General features: G+C 72.5%; 21 protein-coding genes. 10 read left to right on the top strand and 11 right to left on the bottom strand.

The window, feature by feature from the left end; translation table 11 throughout:
• The first annotated feature begins 72 nt into the window (after positions 1–72).
• From ABZ810_RS30490 to ABZ810_RS30470, 5 genes are all read left to right on the top strand, one after another.
• The gene (locus ABZ810_RS30490) at positions 73–1626 is read left to right on the top strand and encodes a sugar ABC transporter ATP-binding protein (RefSeq protein WP_358409204.1); all 1554 of its coding nucleotides are present in this window, start codon (positions 73–75) and stop codon (positions 1624–1626) included.
• A complete protein-coding gene (locus ABZ810_RS30485) occupies positions 1623–2627 on the top strand; it encodes an ABC transporter permease (RefSeq protein WP_358409202.1) in 1005 nt (334 codons plus the stop codon). Before ABZ810_RS30490 ends, ABZ810_RS30485 begins: the two co-directional genes overlap by 4 nt.
• Before the next feature lie 68 nt (positions 2628–2695).
• A complete protein-coding gene (locus ABZ810_RS30480; RefSeq protein ID WP_358409201.1) occupies positions 2696–3748 on the top strand; it encodes a substrate-binding domain-containing protein in 1053 nt (350 codons plus the stop codon).
• Between the two features lie 48 nt (positions 3749–3796).
• Positions 3797–4936 carry a Gfo/Idh/MocA family oxidoreductase gene (locus ABZ810_RS30475; protein WP_358409199.1) on the top strand — a complete coding sequence of 380 codons (1140 nt, stop codon included), beginning with the start codon at positions 3797–3799 and terminating at the stop codon, positions 4934–4936.
• A gap of 4 nt (positions 4937–4940) precedes the next feature.
• Positions 4941–5948: a sugar phosphate isomerase/epimerase family protein gene (locus ABZ810_RS30470; RefSeq protein ID WP_358409198.1), complete on the top strand. Its 1008-nt coding sequence runs from the start codon at positions 4941–4943 to the stop codon at positions 5946–5948.
• A gap of 29 nt (positions 5949–5977) precedes the next feature.
• On the opposite strand, the gene ABZ810_RS30465 is transcribed toward ABZ810_RS30470, so the two are convergent.
• The 3 genes from ABZ810_RS30465 to ABZ810_RS30455 all read right to left on the bottom strand — a co-directional run bounded on the left by ABZ810_RS30465 (position 5978) and on the right by ABZ810_RS30455 (position 8507).
• Positions 5978–6670, bottom strand: a complete 693-nt coding sequence (locus ABZ810_RS30465; protein WP_358409196.1) for a cupin domain-containing protein — start codon at positions 6668–6670, stop codon at positions 5978–5980.
• 211 nt (positions 6671–6881) lie between these two features.
• The gene (locus ABZ810_RS30460) at positions 6882–7811 is read right to left on the bottom strand and encodes an NADP-dependent oxidoreductase (protein ID WP_358409195.1); all 930 of its coding nucleotides are present in this window, start codon (positions 7809–7811) and stop codon (positions 6882–6884) included.
• A 105-nt stretch (positions 7812–7916) separates the two neighbouring features.
• Positions 7917–8507, bottom strand: a complete 591-nt coding sequence (locus tag ABZ810_RS30455; protein ID WP_358409193.1) for a Uma2 family endonuclease — start codon at positions 8505–8507, stop codon at positions 7917–7919.
• A gap of 173 nt (positions 8508–8680) precedes the next feature.
• On the opposite strand from ABZ810_RS30455, the gene ABZ810_RS30450 reads away from it, so the two are divergent.
• From ABZ810_RS30450 to ABZ810_RS30440, 3 genes are all read left to right on the top strand, one after another.
• The gene (locus ABZ810_RS30450; RefSeq protein WP_358409191.1) at positions 8681–9265 is read left to right on the top strand and encodes a DUF1707 domain-containing protein; all 585 of its coding nucleotides are present in this window, start codon (positions 8681–8683) and stop codon (positions 9263–9265) included.
• Positions 9266–9377: 112 nt separating this feature from the next.
• Complete coding sequence (locus tag ABZ810_RS30445; protein WP_358409189.1) at positions 9378–11966, top strand: hypothetical protein; 2589 nt, start codon at positions 9378–9380, stop codon at positions 11964–11966.
• The gene (locus ABZ810_RS30440) at positions 11963–12949 is read left to right on the top strand and encodes a D-cysteine desulfhydrase family protein (protein ID WP_358409187.1); all 987 of its coding nucleotides are present in this window, start codon (positions 11963–11965) and stop codon (positions 12947–12949) included. The genes ABZ810_RS30445 and ABZ810_RS30440 overlap by 4 nt, the downstream gene beginning before the upstream one ends.
• Positions 12950–13090: 141 nt before the next feature.
• On the opposite strand, the gene ABZ810_RS30435 is transcribed toward ABZ810_RS30440, so the two are convergent.
• The 4 genes from ABZ810_RS30435 to ABZ810_RS30420 all read right to left on the bottom strand — a co-directional run bounded on the left by ABZ810_RS30435 (position 13091) and on the right by ABZ810_RS30420 (position 16817).
• A complete protein-coding gene (locus tag ABZ810_RS30435) occupies positions 13091–13279 on the bottom strand; it encodes a hypothetical protein (protein WP_358409186.1) in 189 nt (62 codons plus the stop codon).
• A 97-nt stretch (positions 13280–13376) separates the two neighbouring features.
• The gene (locus ABZ810_RS30430; protein WP_358409185.1) at positions 13377–15266 is read right to left on the bottom strand and encodes an endonuclease/exonuclease/phosphatase; all 1890 of its coding nucleotides are present in this window, start codon (positions 15264–15266) and stop codon (positions 13377–13379) included.
• Positions 15267–15431: 165 nt separating this feature from the next.
• Positions 15432–16517 carry a Zn-dependent alcohol dehydrogenase gene (locus tag ABZ810_RS30425; protein WP_358409184.1) on the bottom strand — a complete coding sequence of 362 codons (1086 nt, stop codon included), beginning with the start codon at positions 16515–16517 and terminating at the stop codon, positions 15432–15434.
• 105 nt (positions 16518–16622) lie between these two features.
• A complete protein-coding gene (locus ABZ810_RS30420) occupies positions 16623–16817 on the bottom strand; it encodes a ferredoxin (protein WP_358409182.1) in 195 nt (64 codons plus the stop codon).
• Positions 16818–17106: 289 nt separating this feature from the next.
• Here ABZ810_RS30420 and ABZ810_RS30415 point away from each other — a divergent pair, with 289 nt between their 5' ends.
• Positions 17107–17802, top strand: a complete 696-nt coding sequence (locus ABZ810_RS30415) for a class I SAM-dependent methyltransferase (protein WP_358409181.1) — start codon at positions 17107–17109, stop codon at positions 17800–17802.
• A gap of 120 nt (positions 17803–17922) precedes the next feature.
• Here ABZ810_RS30415 and ABZ810_RS30410 read toward each other — a convergent pair whose 3' ends face one another.
• The 3 genes from ABZ810_RS30410 to ABZ810_RS30400 all read right to left on the bottom strand — a co-directional run bounded on the left by ABZ810_RS30410 (position 17923) and on the right by ABZ810_RS30400 (position 21202).
• Positions 17923–19080 (bottom strand): prenyltransferase, encoded by a 1158-nt coding sequence (locus ABZ810_RS30410; protein ID WP_358409180.1) that lies wholly within the window; start codon positions 19078–19080, stop codon positions 17923–17925.
• Positions 19070–19846 (bottom strand): methyltransferase domain-containing protein, encoded by a 777-nt coding sequence (locus tag ABZ810_RS30405; RefSeq protein WP_358409531.1) that lies wholly within the window; start codon positions 19844–19846, stop codon positions 19070–19072. Before ABZ810_RS30405 ends, ABZ810_RS30410 begins: the two co-directional genes overlap by 11 nt.
• Positions 19847–19948: 102 nt before the next feature.
• Entirely contained in the window at positions 19949–21202 is a 1254-nt protein-coding gene (locus tag ABZ810_RS30400; RefSeq protein ID WP_358409529.1) for a glycosyltransferase family 4 protein, read from the bottom strand.
• A 501-nt stretch (positions 21203–21703) separates the two neighbouring features.
• On the opposite strand from ABZ810_RS30400, the gene ABZ810_RS30395 reads away from it, so the two are divergent.
• Positions 21704–22957 (top strand): cytochrome P450, encoded by a 1254-nt coding sequence (locus tag ABZ810_RS30395; protein ID WP_358409178.1) that lies wholly within the window; start codon positions 21704–21706, stop codon positions 22955–22957.
• A gap of 117 nt (positions 22958–23074) precedes the next feature.
• Here the strand turns inward: ABZ810_RS30395 and ABZ810_RS30390 are convergent, their stop codons facing one another.
• Positions 23075–24325: a cytochrome P450 gene (locus tag ABZ810_RS30390; protein ID WP_358409177.1), complete on the bottom strand. Its 1251-nt coding sequence runs from the start codon at positions 24323–24325 to the stop codon at positions 23075–23077.
• Positions 24326–24379 lie beyond the last annotated feature (54 nt).

Genomic DNA, 24379 nt, shown 5'->3' with positions numbered 1-24379 from the left:
CGCACGCCTGACACGCACCGCCCGACACGCACCGCCCGACCCTCGTTCCCCACCCCCGTCCGAGGAGGCCCCGTGGGCCAAGCCAGCTCGCCACCGCTGCTGCGGATGAGCGGGATCGTCAAACAGTTCCCCGGCGTCCGCGCGCTGGACGGCGTCGACCTGGAGGTGCGCGCCGGCGAGGTGCACTGCCTCCTCGGCCAGAACGGCGCCGGCAAGTCCACCCTCATCAAGGTGCTGGCCGGAGCGCACCGGCCCGACGAGGGCGAGATCGAGCTGGACGGGGTCCCGCAGCGGTTCGCCGACCCGACCGCCGCGATGCGCGCCGGGATCGCGACCATCTACCAGGAGCTGGACCTGGTCGCCGGCCTGTCGGTCGCCGACAACATCTTCCTGGGGCACGAACGGGCGCGGTTCGGCTTCACGCAGCGCGGCGAGGTGGAACGGCGGGCCCGGGACCTGGTCACCCGGCTCGGGCACCCGGAGATCCCGCCGCGCCGCGAGGTGGGCCGGCTGCCCGCCGCGGGCCAGCAGGTCGTGAGCATGGCGCGGGCGCTGTCGCACGAGGCGCGCCTGATCATCATGGACGAGCCGTCCGCCGCGCTCGCCCACGACGAGGTCGAGAACCTCTTCCGCATCATCCGGGAGCTGACCGCCGCCGGGGTGGCGGTCGTCTACATCTCGCACCGCCTCGCCGAGATCCGCGAGATCGGCGACCGCGTCACGGTGCTCAAGGACGGCCGTTCGGTGGCGGGCAACCTGCCCGCCCGCGACACCCCCACCGGCCAGGTCGTCGCGCTGATGACCGGCCGGGACGTGGAGTACGCGTTCCCCGGGCGGGGCGCGCCCGCCGACGACCGGCCCGAGGTGCTGCGGGTCGAGGACCTCACGCTCAAGGGCGCCTTCGAGAACGTCTCGTTCAGCGTCCGCGGCGGCGAGATCGTCGGCCTCGCCGGGCTGGTGGGCGCGGGCCGCTCGGAGATCCTGGAGACGATCTACGGTGCGCGCCGGCCCACGTCCGGCCGGGTGCTGATGGACGGGCGCCCGGTGCGGCACGGCGACACCAGCGCGGCGGTGCGGCGCGGGATGGGCCTGGCGCCGGAGGAGCGCAAGAGCCAGGCGCTGCTGCTGGACGAGACCGTCGCCGCCAACATCAGCCTCGCCGGGCTCGGCCGGTACGCGAAGGCGGGCTGGATGGACCGGCGCCGCGAGCAGGTGGACGCCGTCGAGCAGATCAAGGCGCTCGACATCAGGCCGCCCGACCCGCGCCGGCCGGTGAAGACCCTGTCCGGCGGCAACCAGCAGAAGGTCATCCTGGCCCGCTGGCTGCTCAACGGCCGCAAGCTGCTCATCCTGGACGAACCGACCCGCGGCGTGGACGTCGGCGCCCGGTCCGAGCTCTACGGCGTCATCCGGCGGCTGGCCGACGAGGGCATCGCCGTCCTGCTCGTGTCGAGCGAGGTCCCCGAGGTGCTCGGGCTCGCCGACCGCGTTCTGGTGGTCCGGGAGGGCCACCTCATCCACGAGGCGCCGGCCGGCGACCTCGACGAATCCCGCGTACTCAACCTGCTCATGGAGGGCAGCGCCATGGGGGCGGCGGGGCACAACCAAGGGGGCGAAACACCGTGAACGACGCCACCTCCGTCAAGAAGGCCCCCGCACCGGCCAACGGCGCTCGCCGCGCCTGGCAGGGCATGGGCGAGGTCCGGCACGTCGGGCTCGTGGCGGCCCTGGTGCTGCTGGCGATCGTCGGGCTGATCACCGAGCCCGACACCTTCGCGACGTCCAGCAACCTGGTCGGCATCCTCGCGCTCGCCGCGACGATCGGCGTCATCACCGTCGGCATGACCTTCGTCATCATCGGCGGCGGCATCGACCTGTCGGTCGGCGCGATCATGGCGCTGGCGTCGGTGTGGGCGACCACCGTGGCCACCCAGTCGTACGGACCGTGGGTGATGATGGTGTGCGCCGTCCTCGTCGGCACCGGCGCGGGCCTGGTCAACGGGCTGCTGATCTCGTACGGGCGGATGGTGCCGTTCATCGCCACCCTCGCCATGCTCGTCGCCGCCCGCGGCCTCGCGCAGCGCATGTCCGACCGCAAGACGCAGCTGATCCGGCCGGAGAACGACGTGATCGAGGCGCTGTCCACCACCAAGGTGCTCGGCCTGCCGCTGGTGGTGTACATGTTCGCGGCCGTCGCGGTCGCCGGCTGGATCCTGCTCAACCGCACCACGTTCGGCCGCCGCACCTTCGCGGTCGGCGGCAACCCCGAGGCCGCCCGGCTGGCGGGCATCGACATCCGGCGGCACACCCTGATGTTGTACGGGCTGTCGGGGCTCTGCTGCGGCATCGCCGCGATCATCATCATGGCCCGTACCACCACCGGCTCCAGCACCCACGGAGACCTGTACGAGCTGGACGCGATCGCCGCCGTCATCATCGGCGGGACGCTGCTCACCGGGGGACGCGGCACGCTCGTCGGCTCGATCCTCGGCGTGCTCGTCTTCACCCTCATCACCAACCTGTTCATCCTCAACGGCCTGCAGACCAGCGACCAGCTGATCGCCAAGGGCGTGATCATCGTGATCGCCGTCCTGCTGCAGCGCCGTGCCCTGCGCACTCCCACATAGCCCAGCGCACCTGACCCATATCGCCCCCCGTCGATCGGCCAGATCACCCCCCACCCCTGGAGCAGGACATGACCGAAAGCCGTCTCAGCCGTCGCGGAGTGTTGTTCGGCGGCGCGATGATCGGAGCAGGCGCCCTCACGGCGGGCTGCACCAGCAACGACGAGAAGGACCCGGCGCCGGCCGCGCAGGTCGGCAACGCGGGCGGCGACAACGACAAGCCCGGCAAGCAGGTGACCATCGGTTTCTCCGCGCCCGCCGCCGACCACGGCTGGATCGGGGCGATCGCCAAGAACGCCCAGGCGGCGGCCAAGCAGTACTCCGACGTCACGTACAAGCCGGTCGAGCCCACCAACGACATCAACCAGCAGATCTCCGCGGTCGAGTCGCTGATCTCGCAGAAGGTCGGCGTGCTGGTGCTGCTGCCCAACGACGGCGAGCAGCTCAACCAGGTCGCGCGCAAGGCGATGGACGCGGGCATCCCGGTCGTCAACCTCGACCGGATCTTCCCCGACAAGCTCTCGTACCGGTCCTGGATCGGCGGCGACAACTACGGCATGGGCGTCGCGGCGGGGCACTACGTCGGCAAGAAGCTCAAGGACAAGGGCGTGGCCAAGCCGGTCATCCTGGAGATCCAGGGCATCGCCACCCTGCCGCTGACCCAGGACCGCAGCAGGGGCTTCGCCGACGCGCTCAAGACCTACGGCTTCAGCGTGACCGCCAAGCAGGACGCCAAGTTCACGGTGGAGAGCGGCAACCAGGTCGCCAGCAACCTGCTCCAGGCGCACAAGAAGATCGATGCTCTCTGGAACCACGACGACGACCAGGGCGTGGGCGTGCTCGCCGCCATCAAGCAGGCGGGCCGCAAGGAGTTCTTCATGGTCGGCGGCGCCGGCTCGGCCAACGCGATGCGCGAGATCAAGGCCGGCGGCGTCCTCGAGGCGACCGTCACCTACAGCCCGACCATGGCAGGCTCGGCCATCAAGGTGGCCCGCCTGCTCGGCCAGGGCCGCGGCATGGGCGACCTGGTCGAGCTCCAGGTCCCGCAGTCCATCACCCTGGCATCGGAGACGATCACCAAGGACAACGTGGACCGCTACCTGCCGCTCGGCTTCGAGTCCTGACGGTCTCCGTACGCGGTGTCCTGAGGGCGAGTACTGGAAGGGAGACGTATGACCACGGTCGGGGTCGGGATGGTGGGGTACGCGTTCATGGGACGCGCGCACTCCCAGGCGTGGCGTAGCGTCGTGCCGTTCTTCGACCCGCCGGTGCGGCCCGTGATGGCCGCGCTGGCGGGCCGCACCGGGAACGAGGTGCGCGCGGCGGCGGACAGGCTCGGCTGGGCGTCGGCCGAGACGGACTGGAAGGAACTGCTCCGCCGCGACGACATCGGGCTGATCGACATCTGCACGCCGGGCGACGGCCACGCCGAGATCGCGGTCGCCGCGCTCGACGCGGGCAAGCACGTGCTGTGCGAGAAGCCGCTGGCCAACACGGTCGCCGAGGCGGAGGCGATGGTCGCCGCCGCCGAACGCGCCGCCGCCCGCGGGGTGAAGTCGATGGTCGGGTTCAACTACCGGCGGGTGCCGGCGGTCACGCTCGCCCGCAAGCTCGTGCTGGAGGGGCGCCTCGGCACCATCCGGCACATCCGGGCGCAGTACCTTCAGGACTGGCTCAGCGACCCGCGGTCGCCGTGGACGTGGCGGATGGACCGCGACCGCGCCGGGTCGGGCGCGCTCGGCGACATCGGGGCGCACATCATCGACACCGCGCAGTTCATCACCGGCGACACCGTCGCCGGGGTCTCCGCGCTGACCGAGACGTTCGTGCCGGAACGGCCCCACCCGGACGGTGGCACCGCCCGCGTGACCGTGGACGACGCGGCGTTGTTCATCGGGCGGACGCGGCGCGGCGCGACGGCGGTGTTCGAGGCGACCCGGTTCGCGACCGGCCGCAAGAACTCGCTGCGCATCGAGGTCAACGGCTCCCGCGGCAGTCTCGCGTTCGACCTGGAGTCGCTGAACGAGCTGTGGTTCCACGACGGGACCGACGACGGCGAGACCGCCGGGTTCCGCCGCATCCTGGTCACCGAGCCCTCGCACCCGTACGCGGGCGCGTGGTGGCCGCCGGGACACGTGCTCGGGTACGAGCACACCTTCACCCATGAGATCGCCGACCTGCTGGCCGCCATCGCCGACGGCACCGACCCGCGGCCCTCGTTCGCCGACGGGCTCCAGGTGCAGCGAGTGCTGGCGGCGGTCCAGGACAGCGCGGAACGCGGCAGCGGCTGGGCCGCCGTCGAGGGGAGCTGATGAGATGACACGGCCGATCACCCTGTTCACCGGGCAGTGGGCCGACCTGCCGTTCGAGGAGGTCTGCCGGCTCGCCTCCCAGTGGGGGTACGACGGGCTGGAGATCGCCTGCTGGGGCGACCACTTCGAGGTCGACAAGGCGCTGGCGGACGACTCGTACGTGCCGCGCAAGCTGGAGACGCTGGCCAAGCACGACCTGAAGGTGTGGACGATCTCCAACCACCTCGTCGGGCAGGCGGTCTGCGACGACCCGATCGACGAGCGGCACGAGGCGATCCTGCCCGCCCGCATCTGGGGCGACGGCGAGCCCGAGGGCGTGCGGCGGCGGGCCGCGGAGGAGATCAAGGACACCGCGCGGGCCGCCGCGAAGCTCGGCGTCGACACGGTCGTCGGCTTCACCGGCTCGTCCATCTGGCATCTGGTCGCGATGTTCCCACCGGTCACGCCGGGGATGATCGAACGCGGGTACGCCGACTTCGCCGCCCGCTGGAACCCGATCCTGGACGTGTTCGACGAGGTGGGCGTGCGGTTCGCGCACGAGGTGCACCCCAGCGAGATCGCCTACGACCACCACACGACCGTCGCCACGCTGGAGGCGATCGGCCACCGCCCGGCGTTCGGGCTCAACTGGGACCCGTCGCACATGGTGTGGCAGGACGTCGACCCGGTGAACTTCCTGGCCGACTTCAGCGACCGGATCTACCACGTCGACTGCAAGGACACCAAGCTGCGCGCCCGCGACGGGCGCCGGGGCCGGCTGTCGTCGCACCTGCCGTGGGCGGACCTGCGGCGCTCGTGGGACTTCGTGTCCACCGGACGCGGCGACGTGCCGTGGGAGGACTGCTTCCGCGCGCTCAACGCGATCGGCTACGACGGCCCGATCTCGATCGAGTGGGAGGACGCGGGCATGGACCGGCTCCAGGGCGCGCCCGAGGCGCTGGAGTACGTCCGCGCGCTCAACTCCATCACGCCGCCCACCACGTCGTTCGACGCGGCGTTCGGCGGCGAGTAGGCGCCGGCCGGGCAGGTGCGGACGCGGCCTCAGACCCGGAAGTCGGCGAAGTCGAATCCGGGGGAGACCACGCAGCTGACCAGCACTTCGCGGGCGGCGGCGGGACGCGCCGCCTGCCACGCTCCGGCGGGGACGACGGCCTGCGGGACCTGACCCGCCCGCAGGTCGGCGCCGAGGGTGACGGCCGTCGTCCCGCCGGGACGGGTCTCGTCGGGACGATCGCCGTCACCTCCGAGCAGCAACGTCAGCGGGCCGCCGGAGTGCCACAGCCAGACCTCGTCGGACCGGACGGCGTGCCACATCGACTCCTCGCCCGGCGGCAGGAGGAAGTAGATGCCGGTCGCGCTGGCGCGTTCGCCGGGGTAGCCGTCCGGGGCGAAGGACGCCGAGGTCTTCCACGTCTCGCGGTACCACCCGCCCTCGGGGTGGGGGAGAAGGTCGAGCGCGGCGGCGGTCTCCGGGCGTTCGAGCAGCGCGCTGTGGCGGCCGCCGGGCGCGCGGCGCAGGTAGCGGACGTCCGACGCGGCGGTGCGGTCGACCGTCCCGTGCGGCGGGCCGTCGAAGGTGACCGCGACGACCTGCCCGGCGGGGAACACGTCGTCGGCGACGGCCAGGGCGGCCGCGCCGTCGTCGGGCGCCCAGACGGCCCCGGCGTCGGCGAGGACGAAGCGCGGATCGGGTTCGCCGTTCCGCCAGGCTTCCAGCGTGGTGAGCAGCAGCACGGTACGAGCCTATTCATCCGCTGCTGATCGGTTGTTGATCGGGGCCGGTCATGCTGGTCTCCGGCACGGTTCAGGACGGGGCGTCGTCTGGCCCGTGCCCATGGCGGGTGGCACGGGAGCGGGGTGCCCGGGTCACCCGCCCAGCCCTCCTTCTTTCTCTTCCTCCCACGGCCGCGGGGCCTTCCGGTGGCGCGATCACATGTTCACACGTTCACACCGTCAGGACGATCTTTCCGGTGACCGCGCCGGTCTCGCCGCGTTCGTGGGCCCTGGCGGCGTCGGCGAGCGGCAGCACGGTGTCGATCTCGGCCCGCAGCCGGCCGGCCGCGGCGAGCGCGGCGACCTCCTTCATGGCGTGGTGGTCGGGCTCGACCAGCACGTTCTCGGCCCGGACGCCGGTGGTGTCGAACTCCTCCAGGGCGCTCAGCACGAGGGACACGATCAGGCCGCCCGGCCGCAGGGTCCGCACCGAGCGGGGCCCGTAGCCGCCGCCGATCGTGTCGAGCACGACGTCCACGTCCCGGACGGTCTCGGCGAAGTCGGCCGTCCGGTAGTCGACCGGCTCGTCCACCCCGACGCGGCGCAGGAAGCCGTGCTTGGCCGCGCTGGCGGTGCCGATGACGTACGCGCCGCGCGCCTTGGCGATCTGGACGGCCAGATGCCCGACCCCGCCCGCCGCGGCGTGCACCAGCACCCGCTGACCGGCCTGGACGCCGGCGACGTCGACCAGCGACTGCCACGCGGTGAGCGCGGCCAGCGGCAGCGCCGCGGCCTGCACGTGGTCGATTCCGGCGGGCTTGCGGACGAAGTGGCGGGAGGGCGCGGCGACGTACTCGGCGTGCGAGCCGTGGCCGCCGGGGTACGTCAGCATGCCGAAGACCTCGTCGCCCGGCTTGAACAGCGCCACGCCGAGCCCGGTCCGCTCCACCACCCCCGAGACGTCCCAGCCGAGCACGAACGGCGGCGCGCCCAGCAGCCCTCCGGTGGCGCGGTGCTTCCAGTCGGTCGGGTTGACCCCGGCGGCGCGCACGCGCACCAGGACCTCCGTCGGCCCCGGTTCGGGACGGTCGATCTCGATCTCCTCGAGGACGTCCGGGCCGCCGAGGACGTCCTGGCCGATGGCGCGCATGAGAGTGGTCATGCCGTCCAGCCTGCCCGCGCCCGGCGGCCGCCCGACAGCGGCCTGATCGTCATTGACCGAAAGGATCCGGCCAGCGGGCGGCCCCCGCTCGTTCCGTCCCCCGGCTCACTCCATCTCGGAGAGCCGCGCCGGGTCGAAGTCGACCGGGAAGGGAGTCCGGGTGACGAACGGCTCGCCCGCCTTGACCCGCCCGGTGATCCGGTATCCCGACGCGGTGAGCTCCAGGACCGTCAGCTTGGGGCGCGGCTCCAGGTCGATGAGCCAGTAGTGCGGGATGCCGATCCCCGCGTACTCGCCGACCTTGGTGACCCGGTCGGTCACCTCGCTGCCCGTACGGGGCGACACGACCTCGGCGACCAGCAGGAGGTCGGGGCCGTAGTAGGTGCGGCGGGTCCGGCTCTCGAGCGCGGTGCGGGCGACGTCCCTGTTGACCACGAAGACGTCCGGCTTGCGGACCCCGGCCGGGGTGGTGACGTCCTGCGGGAAGCCCGCGACGTGCATGTCCGCGTCGGCCTGCCGGGCGGCCTCCTTGAGGATCTCCTTGAGGCGCTCGGCGGCGTGGTCGTGCCACATGTCGGCGGGCAGCTCGGTGAGCCAGCCGTCGGCGAGTTCGTGCCGCCTGCCGTCGTCCGGCATGGCGTCCAGGTCATAGAGCGTGTAGGGGCCGTGGGCGTGCCCGACGATGCTGCTCACCACGAGGCCGAATCTAGTGGAAAAGCCCTGGCCGGGCCGGTAGGCGCCGAGGGCGAGTCCGCCGGGGGAGACGGGGTGACGTGGCGGCCTGGCCGGAATGTGCCGTACCTCTCGAAGAGCGAGCGATGAGCAGGTTAAGATACATCTCGATTCGCCTCCGCCGCGAGGGAGGAACCATGGGCCAGGAACGGGCGGAACCCGCCCTGCGCGCATCGGACCGCGATCGGGACGCCCTGCTGGTGCGCCTGCACACCGCGTACGCGGAGGGGCGCCTCACCGAGCGCGAGCTGGACGAGCGCATCGACCTGGTCCTGGCGTCCAGGACGCACGGGGAGCTCGACCGGCTGGCCGCCGACCTGCCGCCGGCGCCCGGCACCGCGAAGGGCCCGAGCCCCGTGCCGGTGGCCCGCACGGGTCTCGGTACACGGTTCCAGCTGGCCTGCAAGCAGTCCGTCCGGCGGTCGGGCCGCTGGCGGGTGCCCGAGACGTACGCGTCGGCCGCCTACAAGGGCGGCTGCCTGCTCGACCTGCGCGACGCGGAGTGGACGGGCCGGGTCACCACGCTCCTCGTGGTCGCCTACAAGTCGACCGTCGAGATCATCGTGCCGCCGGGCGTCCGGGTCGAGGTCGGCGGCGTCGGCGTCTCGGCCGACCTGAGCGGTCCGGCCGACGCGGATCCGCAGGTCGTGCAGGTGCGCGGAATCGCCTATAAGGGACGGATCGATGTAAAAGATTATCCGCCCGGCCATGAACGTTCATGAGGTGATATGAACGCTCCCGCAGCCTGATCGGCTGCCGATCGGACCGATCTCCGCACGAAGGTGGATGCGGCACGGTTTGATGGTGAGCCATCGCACAGGCGAAGGAGCGCGAGTGACGGCGAGGACCCCTGAGCTTTCGGACCCGCAGGGCTCCCGGGAGATCCGGCGGCGGCTGACGTTCGACACCGCGCGGGCGGCCGACGCCGCCGCGCGGACCACGGACGCGGTGGTACGGGCGACACCGGCCGGGTCGTCGTGGCAGCAGGCCGACCAGGCCTGGAGCAAGGCCGACGTGCCCTGGCCGGGCGCCGCCGCCGCCGCTCCGGCCGTCCCCGCCAAGTCCGCGAAGCTCGCCAAGCCCGCGAAGAAGGCCAAGCCGAAGCCGGTGAAGCAGGCTCAGCCCGCCAAGGCGTCCAAGGCCGTCAAGACGGTCAAGGCGAAGCCCGGCCCCGCCAAGCCCGCGGCGACCGCCCCCAAGGCCGCGAAGCCCTCGGCCGCGCCCAGAGCCGCCGCCTCCGCCAAGCCCGCGACCCCGGCCCGACCGGTCGAGTCCGCCGAGGCGGCTCCGGCGCGGAGGAAGCGCCGGGTCGGCAGGGCGGCAGCGGTGACCGTTGCCGCCGTGGTGGTCGTGGGCGGCGGCGTGTACGCGGTGACCGGCGGCGAGGAGGAAGGGCGCGCCGCCGCGATCCCCGGTGCCGAACTCGCCGACGGGTTCTTCGCCGTCGACCCGGCCGCGACCACCGACGGCCGCGTTCAGGATCTCGCGGCCGTGGCCGCCGCGGGCCCGACCGTGGTCGCGGCGGGCGCCGAGGGCACCGAGGCGGCGGCCCGCGCCCAGTTCCTGGTCTCCGCCGACGCCGGACGGACCTGGCGGCTCGCGAGCATCCGCGCCGCGGACGGCGGCGAGCCCGCGCCCGGCGACCGTCCCCGCCACGTCGCGGGAGGGCAGGGCGCCTGGGCGGCCCTCGGCGACGGCGGCGCCGCCTGGTCCAGCGGCGACGCGCGGACCTGGACCCGCGCCACGATCCCGGTCCAGCCCAAGGACGAGGTGACCGGGCTCGCCCGCGCCGCGTCGGGTTTCGTCGCGGTCGGGCGCACGGGCGACCACGCGGTGTTGTGGACGTCGGTGGACGGCCGTTCCTGGCAGCGCCTGGAACGTCCCAGGGTGCCCGGCGTGGTGGCCTTCGACCGGGTCGTGGCCTCCGGCGACACGGTTCTGGCGCGGGGCGAGATCAGCCGGACGGCCACCAAGGGCAAGGGCGCGAAGAAGCGCAGGACCACCGTCCGCGAGCCCGCGCTCTGGCGGTCGGCCGACGGCGGGAGGACGTGGGCGCGGGCCTACGTCCCTCATGGCCAGGGTTCGTACGGAGCGGCCTCCGGCCTGGTCACCGGACCGGGCGGGTTCTTCGCCATCCGGGCGGGCAAGCGCGTCACCGGGCCCAAGAAGAAGCGCAGGACGGAACGTTTCACCGTCGTGTTCCACTCGCCGGACGGCTCGTCCTGGACCGCCCTGGCGCGGACCGGCGTGCTCGACCGGCTGGCCGGCGGCTCGGCCGCCGGGCTGGCCGCGCTCGCCGGCGGCAGGCTGATGCGCAGCACGGACGGCAGGGCGTGGCAGCCGGCCGGGGACGTTCGCGGCGCCGCCGCGAACGGTGTCACCGTGGCCGACGGCGGCGTCCCGGTCGTCGCCGGGCACCGCGGCGACGACCCCTTCCTGGCGGTGTCGGGCCAGGCCGTCGATCTGCGGCCGGTGGCGGGAGCGGTCCAGCCGGAACGTTCGGTCGCCGCCATCGCGTCCGGCGCCGCCGGGCGCCTGGTCGCCGTCGGCGGCACCAACGGCGGGGCGGCCGTCTGGACCACCGCGACCCCGGACGGCTGGGCCCGCGCGCAGGGCACGTTCGGCAAGGGGGCGCTGAGCGACGTCGCGTCGGGCGGCGCGGGCTGGGTCGCCGTCGGCCGCGGCGACAGGGATCGTCCGCTGGCCCTGACCTCGGCGGACGGGACGGCCTGGAGGCCCGCCACCATCGCTGGCGACGGCAGCCTGATGGCCGCCGCGGCGGGTGCCGGCGGCTATGTCGTGGTCGGCGCGTCGCGCGGGTCGGCGGCGGCGTGGCGGTCGGCCGACCTCAGGACCTGGACGCCGGCCGCCGGGCTCGACCGCCGCATGTGGATGCGCGACGTCACGGCGACGCCCGCCGGCTACGCGGCGGTCGGCGGCTCCATGGACGGCAAGGGCACCGCCCGGGCGGCCGTCTGGACCTCCGCCGACGGACTGAAGTGGACGGTGCGGCGCGCGCCCGAGGGCACCGGAGTGCTCACCGACGTGGCCGCGAACGGCGCCCGCCTGGTCGCGCTCACGACGGCGGGCGGCGCGGTCGTCTCGGCGGACGGCGGGCTGACCTGGCAGACCACCGCGCCGGCCGGGGCCGCCGCGACCGGGGCCACGGCGGTCGTGAGCACGGCCCGGGGCTTCGTGCTCGCCGGGGTCACCGGCGAGCCCGGCGGCCGGGACGTGACGGTGTGGAGCTCGCCGGACGGCGCCGCCTGGACGCGGGTGCCCGCCACCGGCACCGGGCTGGACGGCCCGGGGGACCAGCGGATCAACGTGCTGACCACGCACGCCACCGAGATCGTCGCCGTCGGCGTCACCGCCGGGCACCGTGGCGAGACGCCGACCCTGTGGCGCAGAATGGCGCCATGATCGATCTGCTCGCCCCGCATCCGCGCACCGTCCTCGGGCACTGGCCCACCCCGCTGGAGCCGGCGCCGCGGCTCGCGGCGGAGCTGGGCGGCGGCACCCGGATCTGGATCAAGCGCGACGACTGCACCGGCCTGGCGCTCGGCGGCAACAAGACGCGCAAGCTGGAGTTCCTGCTCGGGCAGGCGCTGGCCGAGGGGCACACGACGGTCGTCACGTTCGGCGCGGTGCAGTCCAACCACGCACGGCAGACCGCCGCCGCGTGCGCGCGCCTGGGCCTGCGGTGCGAGCTGCTGCTCAGCCGCTCGGTGCCGCGCACGGACACGCTGTACGAGACGTCCGGCAACGTGCTGCTCGACGGGGTGCTCGGCGCCCGCGTGCGCGTGGTGGACGGCATGGACGAGACGCTGGCGGCGCTGGAGGAGATCGGGCCCGCCTTCGTGATCCCGCCGGGCGGCTCGAACGCCGTCGGCACCCTCGGGTACGTCGCCGCCGCGCTGGAGTTCGCCGGGCAGGCGGAACGGAGCCCGGAGATCGGCGGGGTCGACCGGATCGTGGTCGCCTCCAGCACCACCGGGACCGTCGCCGGGCTGCTGCTCGGCCTCGAGCACGCGCGGCTGCCGGCCGTCGTCGAGGCGGCCTGCGTCTACCGGCCGGCGGACGAGACCGCCGCCGAGCTCGACACGCTGCTCGGGGAGACCGCCGCCCTGCTCGGCGTCGAACCGCGCGCCGGCGGCCGGAGCGTGCGCGACGACTGGTTCGGCCCCGGCTACGGCGTGCCCACGCCGGAGATGACCGAGGCCGTGCGGCTGTTCGCCCGTACGGAGGGGGTCCTGCTGGACCCGGTCTATTCGGGGAAGGCCGCGGCGGCCCTGGTCGGCATGGTGCGGTCGGGAGAGATCGGCCCGGGCGAGACCGTCGTGTTCTGGCACACGGGGGGCTCGCCCGGGCTCTTCGTTTATCCGGACGTCTTCACCGGGCGGTAGCGGTCAGCCGTTGCAGCCGCAGGAGCATCCCTTCGGGCATGAGCAACTACCGCCGTGTCCACAACTGCATCCACCTTTGGCCATGGACGGAACGTACCTCCGGGCGGACTCGGGGACTATGGCCCGAACGCGAGGTTCGGCTCACGCGTTGATGTGCAGATCGACCTCGAGCAGGACGAGGAACCACAGGAATATGGCGAGCAGCGCGCTGCCGACGCGCCGGAGCAGGTCCTCGTAGATGTAGCCGCGGTCCCATGCGACGAACACGCCGATGATGATGTAGATGATCCCGATGAGGCCGATGCCGCGGCCGCCGTATCGGTACGCCATGGGGGCGTCTCCTTCCAATGTGCTGACTGACGCCTGAGCGGTGCCCACAGCGGACAAAAGGAAACACCGGCACTTTTCGGTGGGGCTCTGTGACGATCTATGGGGCGTGCCCAAACTCGATGCGCACGACGGCCGGATCGTGGTCGCCGGCCCGGTCGGCGAACTCGGACGCGCGGTGCACGACGTCGAACTCGTGCGGGCGTCCGCCGAGCGACGGGCTCAGCAGGACGTGGTCCTGCACCTGCGAGTTTCCACCGGTCACGGCGGTGTAGCGCTCGTCCTGCGGAAGCGTGGCGGGCAGGTCGGTGAGACCGGTGCCCTCGGTCAGGACCGTGACGGGAGCGGCGAAGTCGCGTTCGTTGAGGTTGCCCGCGACGATGACGCCCGCGTCCTTGTCGGTGGCGCGCAGCGACTTGACGAAGTTCGCCACGACGCGCGCCTGGGCCTCGCGCCGCCACTCTGTCGGCCGCAGCGGCGGCTGCCGGCGGCCGAACACCGGCTGGTCGTCGCCGCTCCGCGGCGACCAATGGTTGGCGATGACGATGAGCCGCCTGCCCTGCCAGGTCACCTCCGCCGCGAGCGGCTTGCGCGTGCCGCCCCACGCCGGGTCGCCCGGGGCGACCCGGCCCGGGCTCAGCGACAGCCGCGCCCCGCCGTCCTCCTTGAGGACGGTGGTGGCCGTGGTGGCCCGCTCGGCGGCGGCCTGGCCCGCCGGGTCGTCGAGCCCGGTGGCGTCACCGCCGCCGGCGCCCCCGGTGCCGTCAGCGCCCTCGGCGCCGTCGAGCACCGGCCGGTCGACGAAGCCCAGCCCGCGGTCGGTGCGGAAGAGGAAGCCGATCCGGCTGTTGGCGCCCCGCTCGCCGCCGTCGGAGTTGTCGCGCGGCGCGATCGAACGCCAGTCGTAGGCGGGCCCGCCCGCGGCGCTGATCGCGGCGATCAGCTCGGCGACGGTCTGGTCGGCGACGACCGTGCCGTCGTCGTCGGGGCCGGTGTTGTCCTGGACGCCCGACACCGTGACCAGGTCGGGGGACTGGAGCCCCTCCACGATGTCGGCGGCGAAGGCTTGGAACCGTTCGGGCGGGGTGTCGGGGTTGAGGCCCTCCATGGAGGCCGTCCCCACCGACAGCTCGCCGGGACGGGCCGGGCGCGCGGTCTCGCGGGCGAGGCCGCCGGCAGCGGCGCGCGGTGTGGCGGTGAGCAGCAGCGTGAAGTCGCCGTAGCCGTAGTCGAGGACGCCGTCCTGCGGGCCCGGCAGCCGGTCGCCGACGTCGAGCGCCGGGAGCGGCGCCAGCGAGTCGGTGAGCAGCAGCCGTTCGGCGTTGGGGTCGTCGGGCCGCAGGACGAGCCCGCCGCGCTTGCTGCGCGGCCCCGCGCCCGCGCCGCCGGCGGGCAGCACCGGGATCTCGCCGTCGCGGGTCGGGCCGATCGCGACCGGGTCGGCGACGCGGACGCGCATGCCCTCCAGCGACTCGTAGAAGTCGAGGGCGTCGCGTCCGGGCTCGAAGGCGTCGGTGGCCCGCTTGACCGCGCCGGGCGCGCGCCGCCCGCCGGGCCCGACGAGGACCGGCGCCGGCAGCGGCCGGCCGCGGGCCTCGACGACCGTGGCCGAGGCGTCGATCTCGGTGCGGCTGAGGTTGGCCGAGGACGATCCGCCGGGACGGAACTCGCTGACCTTCCCGGCGACGCGCACCGCGTCGCCGGCGACCGCCGTGGGACGGGTGCGGGTGAAGACGAAGACGCCCTCGGAGGTCGCGTCGTCGCGGTCGGGGGAGGGGTCCTGCATCCAGAAGCCGTTGCCCGTCACCGCCGTCACGACGCCGGTGACGCCCGCGACGGTCCGTCCGGAGAGGGGCGACTCGTGGCCCGCGCCCTGGACGTGACGGATGCGCGGAGCCGCCGCGGCGGCCGCGTGCGCCGGGAGCACGGGCAGCAGGGCGAGGACCGTTCCGACCGTGAATGCCCGGAACGCGAAAGTCCCATCGAACACCGCAGCAGGATCCCACGCCGGGCGCGCCACCGGAGTCCCGCACCCGGCCCGATTCGGAAAAATCTCCGGGCCACCACCGTGGCCGGGTGCGGGGGACGATCTCGCCGGGGATCTCGGGAGGAGATCTCAGTCGCGGATCTCAGGCGCGGATCTCAGGCGCGGATCTCAGTCGAAGAGCACGACCTGGCGGATCACGTCGCCGTCGTTGAGCGCCCGGACGGCGTCGTTGAGGTCGTCGAACGCGATGCGCCGTGTGATGAGGCCCTCGATGTCGAGCTTGCCGGCCCGCCACAGGTCGACGAAGAGCGGGATGTCGCGCTTGAGGTCGCACCCGCCGTACAGGGACGCCTTGAGGCTCTTGCCCTCGAACAGCAGCGAGAACGCGCTCTGCTGCCAGTTGTCGTCGGCCGCGCCCGCGCCCACCACGATCACGTCGCCGCCGCGCCGGGTGGCGGCCCAGGCGGTCTGGATCGCCGCGGACTTGCCGACGACCTCGAAGACGTAGTCGAAGCCCTGGCCCAGGGTCAGCAGGCCCTTGGTCTCGTCGAGGTCGTCCAGCGTCGTGGTGTGCGTCGCGCCGAACCGCTCGGCGATCGGGTGCTTGGCCTCGTTCGGGTCGATCGCCAGGATCGTGGACGCACCGGCGATCTTGGCGCCCTGGATGACCGAGAGGCCCACGCCGCCCGCGCCCACCACCGCGACCTTGGCGCCGGGCGCCACCTTCGCGGTGTTGAAGACCGCGCCGATGCCGGTCGGGACGCCGCAGCCGAGCAGCGCGGCGTACTCGAACGGCACGTCCTCGGCGATCTTCACCACGCCCTGGTAGGGCACCACGATGTCCTCGGCCCAGGTGCCGCAGCCCGCCATGCCGAAGACCGGGCCCGCGTCGTTCGTGAACCGCGGCTCGGTGAACGTCTGCCCGATGAAGGTCATGCACAGGTACGGCTCGCCGCGCAGGCACTCGGCGCAGCTGCCGCAGTCGGGGCTCCAGTTGACGACGACGTGGTCGCCCACCTGGACGTTGGTGACGTGGTCGCCGACCTCGGTGACCACGCCGGAGCCCTCGTGCCCCAGGATGACCGGGATCGGCATCGGCAGCACGCCGGTCATGACCGACAGGTCGGAGTGGCAGACCCCGGTCGCCTTGATCTTCACCTTCACCTGGTCGGGACCCGGGTCGACGGCGGTGACGTCGTCGCGCAGGTCGAGTTCCTTGTCGCCGACCGCATGCAGGACCGCGGCGCGTGCCATGGCTGCCTCCACATTGAGGGGCGGACGCCGGCAGCGGGCTGTCAACGTCCTGGAAGGGGTGGTTTGGGGTGGTGCGTGACGACGGGCGGCCTGGGCGGGTGCCCGCTACTCGTCGAGGGTGAGCGCGGCCTTGGGGCAGGAACGGACCGCGTGCCGGACCTTGTCGAGCTGGTCCGCGGGGGGCTCCGGCAGCAGGATGGTGAGCTCGTCGTCGTCGTTGAGGTCGAAGACCTCCGGGGCCAGCCCGACGCACACGGCGTTGGCCTCGCACACGAGCGGATCGACTCGGACGGTCGGCATCGTTGGTTCTCCGTTTCTCCGGGCCTGGTTGCCGGTGACCTTACCGAACCCGGTTCGGATCGGTCACTACTTCAGCCTGTCCGTAAATGAGCGCCCCGCCCGCCTGTGGCGATCGGGTGCCCTCGCCCATCGCAAAAGTAGAACACGTTTCAGTATGCTCGGGCAAGACTCGCGTCTCATCTGGGGGATCAAGATGACGCGCCCGGGTGAGCGTGCCGTCGCGCCCGAGTGGGGACGGGCTGGACCAGAGGTGTGCGAGTACGGATAAAGTGCGCGGCGGAGGAGATCAATGACAGAGACCATGGCGTCCACCCCCGCGGGGACGACCACCGCCCCGATGCCCGGTGACCTGCTGCGCGCCGCGAAGTCCGCCAAGGGCTTCATGCCCCTCCCCGAGGGCCAGGCGCTGTACGAGACCGCCGTCGCCTACGGGTCGCCCGATGCCACCTTCCTGGAGGTCGGCAGCTACTGCGGCAAGTCGGCGATCTACCTCGGCGCGGCCGCCAGGCTGGCCGGCGCCACCGTGATCACCGTGGACCACCACCACGGCTCGGAGGAGAACCAGGCGGGCTGGGAGCACCACGACCCGTCCCTGGTCGACCCCTGTACGGGCCGCATGGACACGCTCCCGACGTTCCGCAAGAACATCCAGGCCGCGGGCCTGGAGGACGTCGTGGTGGCGATCGTGGGCCAGTCGCGGACCGTCTCGCGCCTCTGGCGCACGCCGGTCTCGCTGCTCTTCATCGACGGCGGGCACGCCGAGGAGCACGCGCAGGGCGACTACGAGGGCTGGGCGCCCTGGGTGGCGCCGGGCGGCGCCCTGGTGATCCACGACGTCTTCGCCGACCCGGCGGACGGCGGCCAGGCGCCGTACCACGTCTACCGGCGGGCACTGGCGAGCGGAGCGTTCGAGGAACGCCGCGTGGAGGGCTCCCTGCGCGTCCTGGAGCGGGTCGGTGACGCCGACCCGCTGGAGACCCCCTGACGACCGCCTGACGGAGGACGGAGCCCGCTGACCGTCGCGGGCCTTCGGCCGCCGCCTGGGCGCCTTTGCCCGGGCGGCGTCGCCGTTCTGGGGGGCGTGCCCCGCCAGGTGGTGCCCGTTCTAGAGGCGGGTGCGGACGGGATTGGCGACCGAGACCAGGCCGCAGCCGCAGGCGACCGGATCGGCCGCGGCCGAGGGGCCCAGCGGCCGCCCGGCGATCTCCTTGAAGAGGCGCGACCCCGGAGAGGCGCCCTCCAGCGCGTCGGCGGCCAGGACGACGGCCGCCGCGGTGTAGGTGGAGCGGTCCCCGGGGAAGTGCCGCTGGTTTTCGAACTGCCAGCCGGTCCAGTAGGAGCCGTCGTCGTGGCGGAGGTGCTGGATCGTGCGGAAGAGCTCCAGCGCGCGGTCGCGGTCGCCCGCGGCGTCCAGCGCCATGACCAGCTCGCAGCTCTCGGCGGCGGTCACCCAGGGCTGGTCGCTCACGCAGCGGCAGCCCAGGCCGTCGACCACGAACGTGTCCCACGAGGCGGCCAGCCGGCGGGCGGCGTCGTCGCCGCGCACGGGACCGGCGAGGACGGGGTAGTACCAGTCCATCGACCAGCGGCTCTTGTCGGCGAACGCCTCCGGGTGCGCGGCCACGACATGGCCGAGCTGGTCGGCGGCCAGCTCCCAGTCCGGCTGCGGCTCGCCCAGGTGCTCGGCCAGGGCCACCGCGCAGCGCAGCGACTGGTAGATCGACGAGCAGCCGGTGAGCAGCGCGTGGTCGGCGTCCCGCCCGTCCTCGTGCCGGATCCACAGGATCTCGCCGCGGCGGGTCTGCAGGGTGAGCACGAACTCGATCGCGCGCCGCACGGTCGGCCACATCGCGCGGGCGAACGCCTCGTCGCCGGTCATCAGCAGCTCGTGCCAGACGCCGACCGCGACGTAGCCGGCGTGGTTGGACTCGCCGCCCGGCTCGGTGACCTCGCCGAGGATCCACTTGGCGGGCCAGGAGCCGTCCGGCCGCTGGACCGAGCGCAGCCACTCGTAGGCGCGCCGCGCCGGGGCGGAGAGCCCCGCCGTGGTCAGCGCCATCGCGGCCTCGACGTGGTTCCAGGCGTCCACGTGGCCCGGGACGCCCTCGACGGGCGAGAACCACGGGATCGCCCCGGACTCCTCCTGCTGCGCCACGATGCTCCGCGCGGTGGCCAGCACGTCGTCCGAGGTCACCACGCCGGAGACCGAGGGAGCCACGATCGAGTGCGGTGGGGACACGTGCGCGGGGCCCTCAGACCGCATCGGCCGTCTCCACCGCGTCGGCCTTCTCCCGGTCGGCGACCGGCGTGCTCGGCGTTGCGGGCTTGGTGAAGTAGACGACCACGCTCTTGCCGATGAGCGGGTTGAGCGCGCGCTCGGCGAGCCGAGTGGCCAGCGGGCGCTTCATGATGTCCCAGACCAGGACCTGGTGGTAGGCCTTGACGAGCGGGTGCTCGTTGTTGTCGACGCCGACCGCGCACTTGATCCACCAGTACGGGGCGTGCAGCCCGTGCGCGTGGTGGTGGCCGTCCACCCGGAAGCCGGTGGCCTTGAGCTTGGCCTCCAGCTCGGCGCGCGTGTAGATGCGCACGTGCCCGCCGGGGGCGGTGTGGTAGGCCTCCGAGAGCGCCCAGCAGATGCGCTCGGGCAGCCAGGTCGGCACGGTCGCGGCGAGCTGCCCGCCGGGCTTGAGCACCCGCAGCAGCTCCTTCATCGCGCGCATGTCGTCGGGGATGTGCTCGAGCACCTCGGACGCGATGATCTTGTCGAAGTGGTCGTCGGGGAACGGCAGGTCGAGCGCGTCACCCCGCACGGTCTCGGCGGCCCCGGCCTCGGGGACCTCGCCCTCCAGGCGCATCGCGCCGAACATCTTCTCCACGCCGGCCAGCTCGTCGGCGTCCATGTCGAAGGCCACGACGTTCGCACCCCGCCGGTACAGCTCGAAGGCATGCCGTCCGGCGCCGCATCCCATGTCGAGGATGCGCTCACCAGGGGTGACGCGGAACCGCTGGAAATCCACGGTCAGCAGGGTCGTGCTCCTTCCGTCGGGAGACGCCGCGCCGGACGTCTCCGCCGTTCTCCGGCCCGCGAGGCGCCACCGGCCGGTGGCGCGCCGCGGCCTGCCGCAGAATCAGTTCTTGCCCGCGGCCCGCCGCAGGTGCTGCATCTGGGCGATCGCGGCACGATAGTGCTCGACCGTGGCCTGCGCCACGGCGGGCCACGCGTACCGCTCCTGCACCCGGGCCAGTCCCGCCTCGCCCGCCCTCGCCCGCTCCTCGGGGGAGTCGTGCAGGCGGCGAAGCGTGACGGCCAGCTCTTCGACGTCGCCGGGCTCGACCAGCACGGCGGCGTCGCCCACCACCTCGGGCAGCGCGCCCGCGCGGCTGGCGACCAGCGGGGTGCCGGACGCCATGTGCTCGACGGCCGGCAGCGAGAAGCCCTCGTAGCGGGAGGGGACGACGGCGATCTCGGCGGAGGCCATCAGCTCGCCCAGCTCGTCGTCGCTGATGCCGCTCACGAACCGCACCCGCTCGCCGAGGGCCAGCTCGCGGATGAGGCGCTCGGTGGGGCCGTCCTTCTGCGGGCGGCTCACCACGATCACGTGGACGTCGCGTTCGGTGGCGACCTTGGCGACCGCGCGCAGCAGCACGTCGACGCCCTTGATCGGGGCGTCCGCGCTGGCCATCGCGACGATCCGGCCGGGCACGCGGTCCGCGCGGGGGCCGCGCGGGTGGAAGATCTGGGTGTCGACGCCCAGCGGCAGGATCTCGATGTCGCGCGGGTCGACCTTGAAGTCCTTGACGATGTCGACCTTGGACGACGAGGAGACGGTGAGCACGGGGCCGATGCGCCGGGCGACCTGGGACTGCATGGTCACGAACCCGTACCAGCGGCGCTTGCCGAGGCGCTGCTTGAGGCCCTCGGCGGCCTCCAGCTCGATCCGCCGGTCGACGCTGATGGGGTGGTGGATGCTGGTGACCAGGGGCAGGCCGAGCCGTTCGATGCCGAGGTTGCCGAGCCCGAGGACCTGGTTGTCGTGCGCGACGTCGAAGTCGCGGCGGCGGCGCTTGAGCGCGCGCAGGACCCGGATGGAGAACGTCAGCGGCTCGGGGAAGCCGCCGGTCTTCATGTGGGCGAACTCCAGCACGTCGATCCAGTCGCGGAACTCCTTCAGCGCCGGGGTGCGGAAGGGGTCCTCGTCCCGGTAGAGGTCCAGGCTCGGGATCTTGGTCAGCGTGATCTCGTCACGGTCCAGCTCCGGGTAGGGCTGACCGGAGAACACCTCGACGGCGTGGCCGAGGTCGACCAGCTCGCGGCTCAGATGCCGCAGGTAGACCCCCTGGCCGCCGCAGTGCGGTTTGCTCCGGTAGGAGAGCAGGGCGATTCGCAAGCGATCACGGTGTGCGTCGTCCTCGGACCTGCTCACGAACCACCTCTTCGGTCGACCGGTGCCTGGTGTGACCTCCGGGGCCAACCTGCATCTCGTGCTTGCCGTTACTGAAGTTGAGACAACAGGGCCTTGATGTTACCGGACGGTTGGAATGTGGGACATGGTCGCCTTGCCCCGCTGGGCCCCGCTCACCGGGCCGACGATACCGCTGTGAGCCGTTCGATCCGGCAAAATATAACAAGTTCTAGATTGGCTGCCTAGTCTGGGCGAGTTTGCCGCGATGTACCTGCTCATAGGGATGTGGTGCGGGTCTCATTTCTAGAACTTGTTGCACCCTTGAAAAGGCGGCCGGATGGACGTCCGGTCACCGGCCCGGAACCCTTGATGAGACTTGTGTCTCATGTTAGAACACGTTCTAGATATAGAGCCGAGCAAGCGATCGGTCGGGTCCCGGGTACGGCGCGCCCCTGATCCGGCGGTCCGAGAGGAGCCCGCGTGGCCCCAGAGTCCGCATCAGCCCCGCACACCGCCCCGAAGATCGACATCATCGACCCCGACACCTACGAGCGCGGCGGTATCCCGCACGACCAGTTCACCTGGTTGCGCGACCACGACCAGGTGCACTGGCACCACGACCCCGACGCGCGGGTGCCGGGGTTCTGGGCGGTGACCCGGCACGCGGACGTGGTGGAGGTGTCGCGGCGGGCCGACCTGTACTCGTCGGCCGAACGGGGCGCGATGCTCGCCGAGAACGAGCCCGAGGACCTCGTGCTCTACCGGATGATGATCCTCTACATGGACCCGCCGGACCACACCCAGCGGCGCAGCATGGTCAACAAGGGCTTCACGCCCCGCATGATCAAGCAGCTGGAGGAGCACGTCCGCGACATCGCCCACCAGCTCATCGACGCGGTGGCCGACAAGGGCGAGGCCGACTTCGTCACCGACATCGCCGCGCCGCTCCCCGCGTACGTGATCTGCGAGCTGCTGGGCGCCCCGGTCGAGGACCGCGACAAGATCTACCACTGGTCCAACCAGATGATCGGGTTCGACGACCCCGAGTTCTCCGGGTCGCGCGAGATCGGCAAGCAGACCGCCGCCGAGATCTTCGCGTACGCGGGCGAGCTCGCCGCGCTGCGCCGGGCCGAGCCGCGCGACGACATCGCGACCGCGCTGCTCAAGCCCGACTCGGCCGGGCACGCGCTCACCGACGAGGAGTTCCAGCTCTTCGTGCTCATCCTGATCATCGCCGGGAACGAGACGACCCGGAACGCCACCTCGGGCGGCATGCTCGCGTTCTTCCGGCACCCGGAGCAGTGGCAGCGGCTGCTGGCCGACCGGTCGCTGCTGCGCACGGCGCCCGACGAGATCGTGCGCTGGGCCAGCCCGGTCAACCTGTTCCGGCGGACGGTCATGGCCGACACCGAGCTCGGCGGCAAGGAGCTGAAGCGGGGCGACAAGGTCGTCGTCTTCTACGGCTCGGCCAACCATGACGAGCGCGTGATCGAGGATCCGTTCACGTTCGACATCGGCCGCGACCCCAACCCGCACATCGGGTTCGGCGGGGGAGGCCCGCACTTCTGCCTGGGCACCCACCTGGCCCGCCTGGAGCTCAGCGTGGTCTTCGAGGCGCTCCTGGACCGGATGCCCGACATCCGGCTCGCGGCCGAGCCGCGCCGGCTCCGCTCCAACTTCCTCAACGGCATCAAGGAGATGCGCGTCGAGTTCACGCCCGGCAGCCGCGCCTGACGGCCGGAGGGCCTGACGGCGGAGCGTGCGTACGGCCGGAGGGGCGGGTGGTCCCCGCCCCTCCGCGGGACCTCGGGCCGGATGACCTCGGGCCGGATGAGCTCGGGCCGGATGAGCTCAGGAACGTGCGCCCTGGCGGGCCGACGGGGTGAAGCGCACCCGCATCTCCTTGACCCCGTTCACGAAGTTCGACCGCAGGCGGCGCGGCTCGCCGTCCGGCCGGATGTCGGGCATGCGGTCGAGGATGGCCTCGAACAGCACGAACAGCTCTAGCCGGGCCAGGTGCGTGCCCAGGCAGAAGTGCGCGCCGCCGCCGCCGAACCCGATGTGCGGGTTCGGGTCGCGGCCGATGTCGAAGACGTCGGGGTTCTCGATGACGCGCTCGTCGCGGTTGGCCGACCCGTAGAAGATGACGACCTTGTCGCCCTTCCTGATCAGCTTGCCGCCCAGCTCGGTGTCCGCGGTGGCGGTCCGGCGGAACAGGTTGATCGGCGAGGTCCAGCGCACGATCTCGTCCGGCGTGGTGCGCAGCAGCGACCGGTCGGCCTTGAGCCTGGCCCACTGGTCGGGGTGCTCGAAGAACGCGAGCATGCCGCCGACCGAGCCGTTCCGCGTCGTCTCGTGCCCAGCGATGATCAGCATGAGCAGGAAGAGCTGGAACTCCTCGATGCTGAGGCGCTCGCCGTTCTCGTCCGGCTTGAGCAGCGTGCTGGCGATGTCGTCGCGCGGCTCGGCGATGCGCTCCTCGGCGAGCGCGGCCGCGTACGCCATGAGCTCGCCGGCGAACACCGCGGCCTTCTCCTTGGCCCCGGCCAGCTCGGGGTCGGCGAACCCGATGATGTGGTTGGACCAGTCGCAGATCCGCTGCCGGTCGTCCACCGGCGCCCCGAGCAGCTCGCAGATGACGTACGCGGGCAGGTGCGCCGCGATGTCCTCGACGAAGTCGGCCTCGCCCTTCTCCACCACCTCGTCGATCAGCTCGTGGCAGATGTCGCGGATGTGCCCCTCGAGCTGCTTGATCATCCGCGGCGTGAAGCCGCGGTTGACCTTGGACCGGTTCCGGGTGTGGTCCGGCGGGTCCTGGAACAACATCATCATCCCGTAGAGCAGGATCTCGTCGTCGGTGAACTCCTCGTACATCGAGGTGCGCACGTGACTGGAGAACAGCTGGGAGTTCCGGGAGACCGTCACCACGTCCGCGTGCCGGGTGACCGCCCAGAAGCCGGGGACGCCCTCGTTCAGGTCGTGGTGCCAGTGCACCGGGTCGTGGTCCCGCAACCATCGGAACTGCTCGTGCGGGATGCCGCCCTGCTCGTAGATGGTCGGGTCGATGATGTCGATCGCGGGGGCCAGCGTCTCAGGGGCCATCGTCCATCCAAACGGTGGTGGGTGGGGGCGGAGTCTTGGGAGATTCGGAGTCCG

The organism is Spirillospora sp. NPDC047279 (assembly GCF_040643285.1).
In the GTDB taxonomy this organism is placed as follows: Bacteria; Actinomycetota; Actinomycetes; order Streptosporangiales; family Streptosporangiaceae; genus Spirillospora.
The sequence above is the reverse complement of the archived record's forward strand: the minus strand, read 5'-3'. Positions and strand labels throughout refer to the sequence as shown.

Bases quoted from the DNA above. Each gene is read 5' to 3' on its own strand.
- ABZ810_RS30415 (WP_358409181.1), top strand. From the start codon at position 17,107: ATGACAGAGACCATGGCGTCCACCCCCGCGGGGACGACCACCGCCCCG.
- ABZ810_RS30440 (WP_358409187.1), top strand. From the start codon at position 11,963: ATGATCGATCTGCTCGCCCCGCATCCGCGCACCGTCCTCGGGCACTGG.
- ABZ810_RS30480 (WP_358409201.1), top strand. From the start codon at position 2,696: ATGACCGAAAGCCGTCTCAGCCGTCGCGGAGTGTTGTTCGGCGGCGCG.
- ABZ810_RS30390 (WP_358409177.1), bottom strand. From the start codon at position 24,325: ATGGCCCCTGAGACGCTGGCCCCCGCGATCGACATCATCGACCCGACC.
- ABZ810_RS30460 (WP_358409195.1), bottom strand. From the start codon at position 7,811: ATGACCACTCTCATGCGCGCCATCGGCCAGGACGTCCTCGGCGGCCCG.
- ABZ810_RS30435 (WP_358409186.1), bottom strand. From the start codon at position 13,279: ATGGCGTACCGATACGGCGGCCGCGGCATCGGCCTCATCGGGATCATC.
- ABZ810_RS30425 (WP_358409184.1), bottom strand. From the start codon at position 16,517: ATGGCACGCGCCGCGGTCCTGCATGCGGTCGGCGACAAGGAACTCGAC.
- ABZ810_RS30475 (WP_358409199.1), top strand. From the start codon at position 3,797: ATGACCACGGTCGGGGTCGGGATGGTGGGGTACGCGTTCATGGGACGC.
- ABZ810_RS30420 (WP_358409182.1), bottom strand. From the start codon at position 16,817: ATGCCGACCGTCCGAGTCGATCCGCTCGTGTGCGAGGCCAACGCCGTG.
- ABZ810_RS30410 (WP_358409180.1), bottom strand. From the start codon at position 19,080: ATGCGGTCTGAGGGCCCCGCGCACGTGTCCCCACCGCACTCGATCGTG.
- ABZ810_RS30450 (WP_358409191.1), top strand. From the start codon at position 8,681: ATGGGCCAGGAACGGGCGGAACCCGCCCTGCGCGCATCGGACCGCGAT.
- ABZ810_RS30470 (WP_358409198.1), top strand. From the start codon at position 4,941: ATGACACGGCCGATCACCCTGTTCACCGGGCAGTGGGCCGACCTGCCG.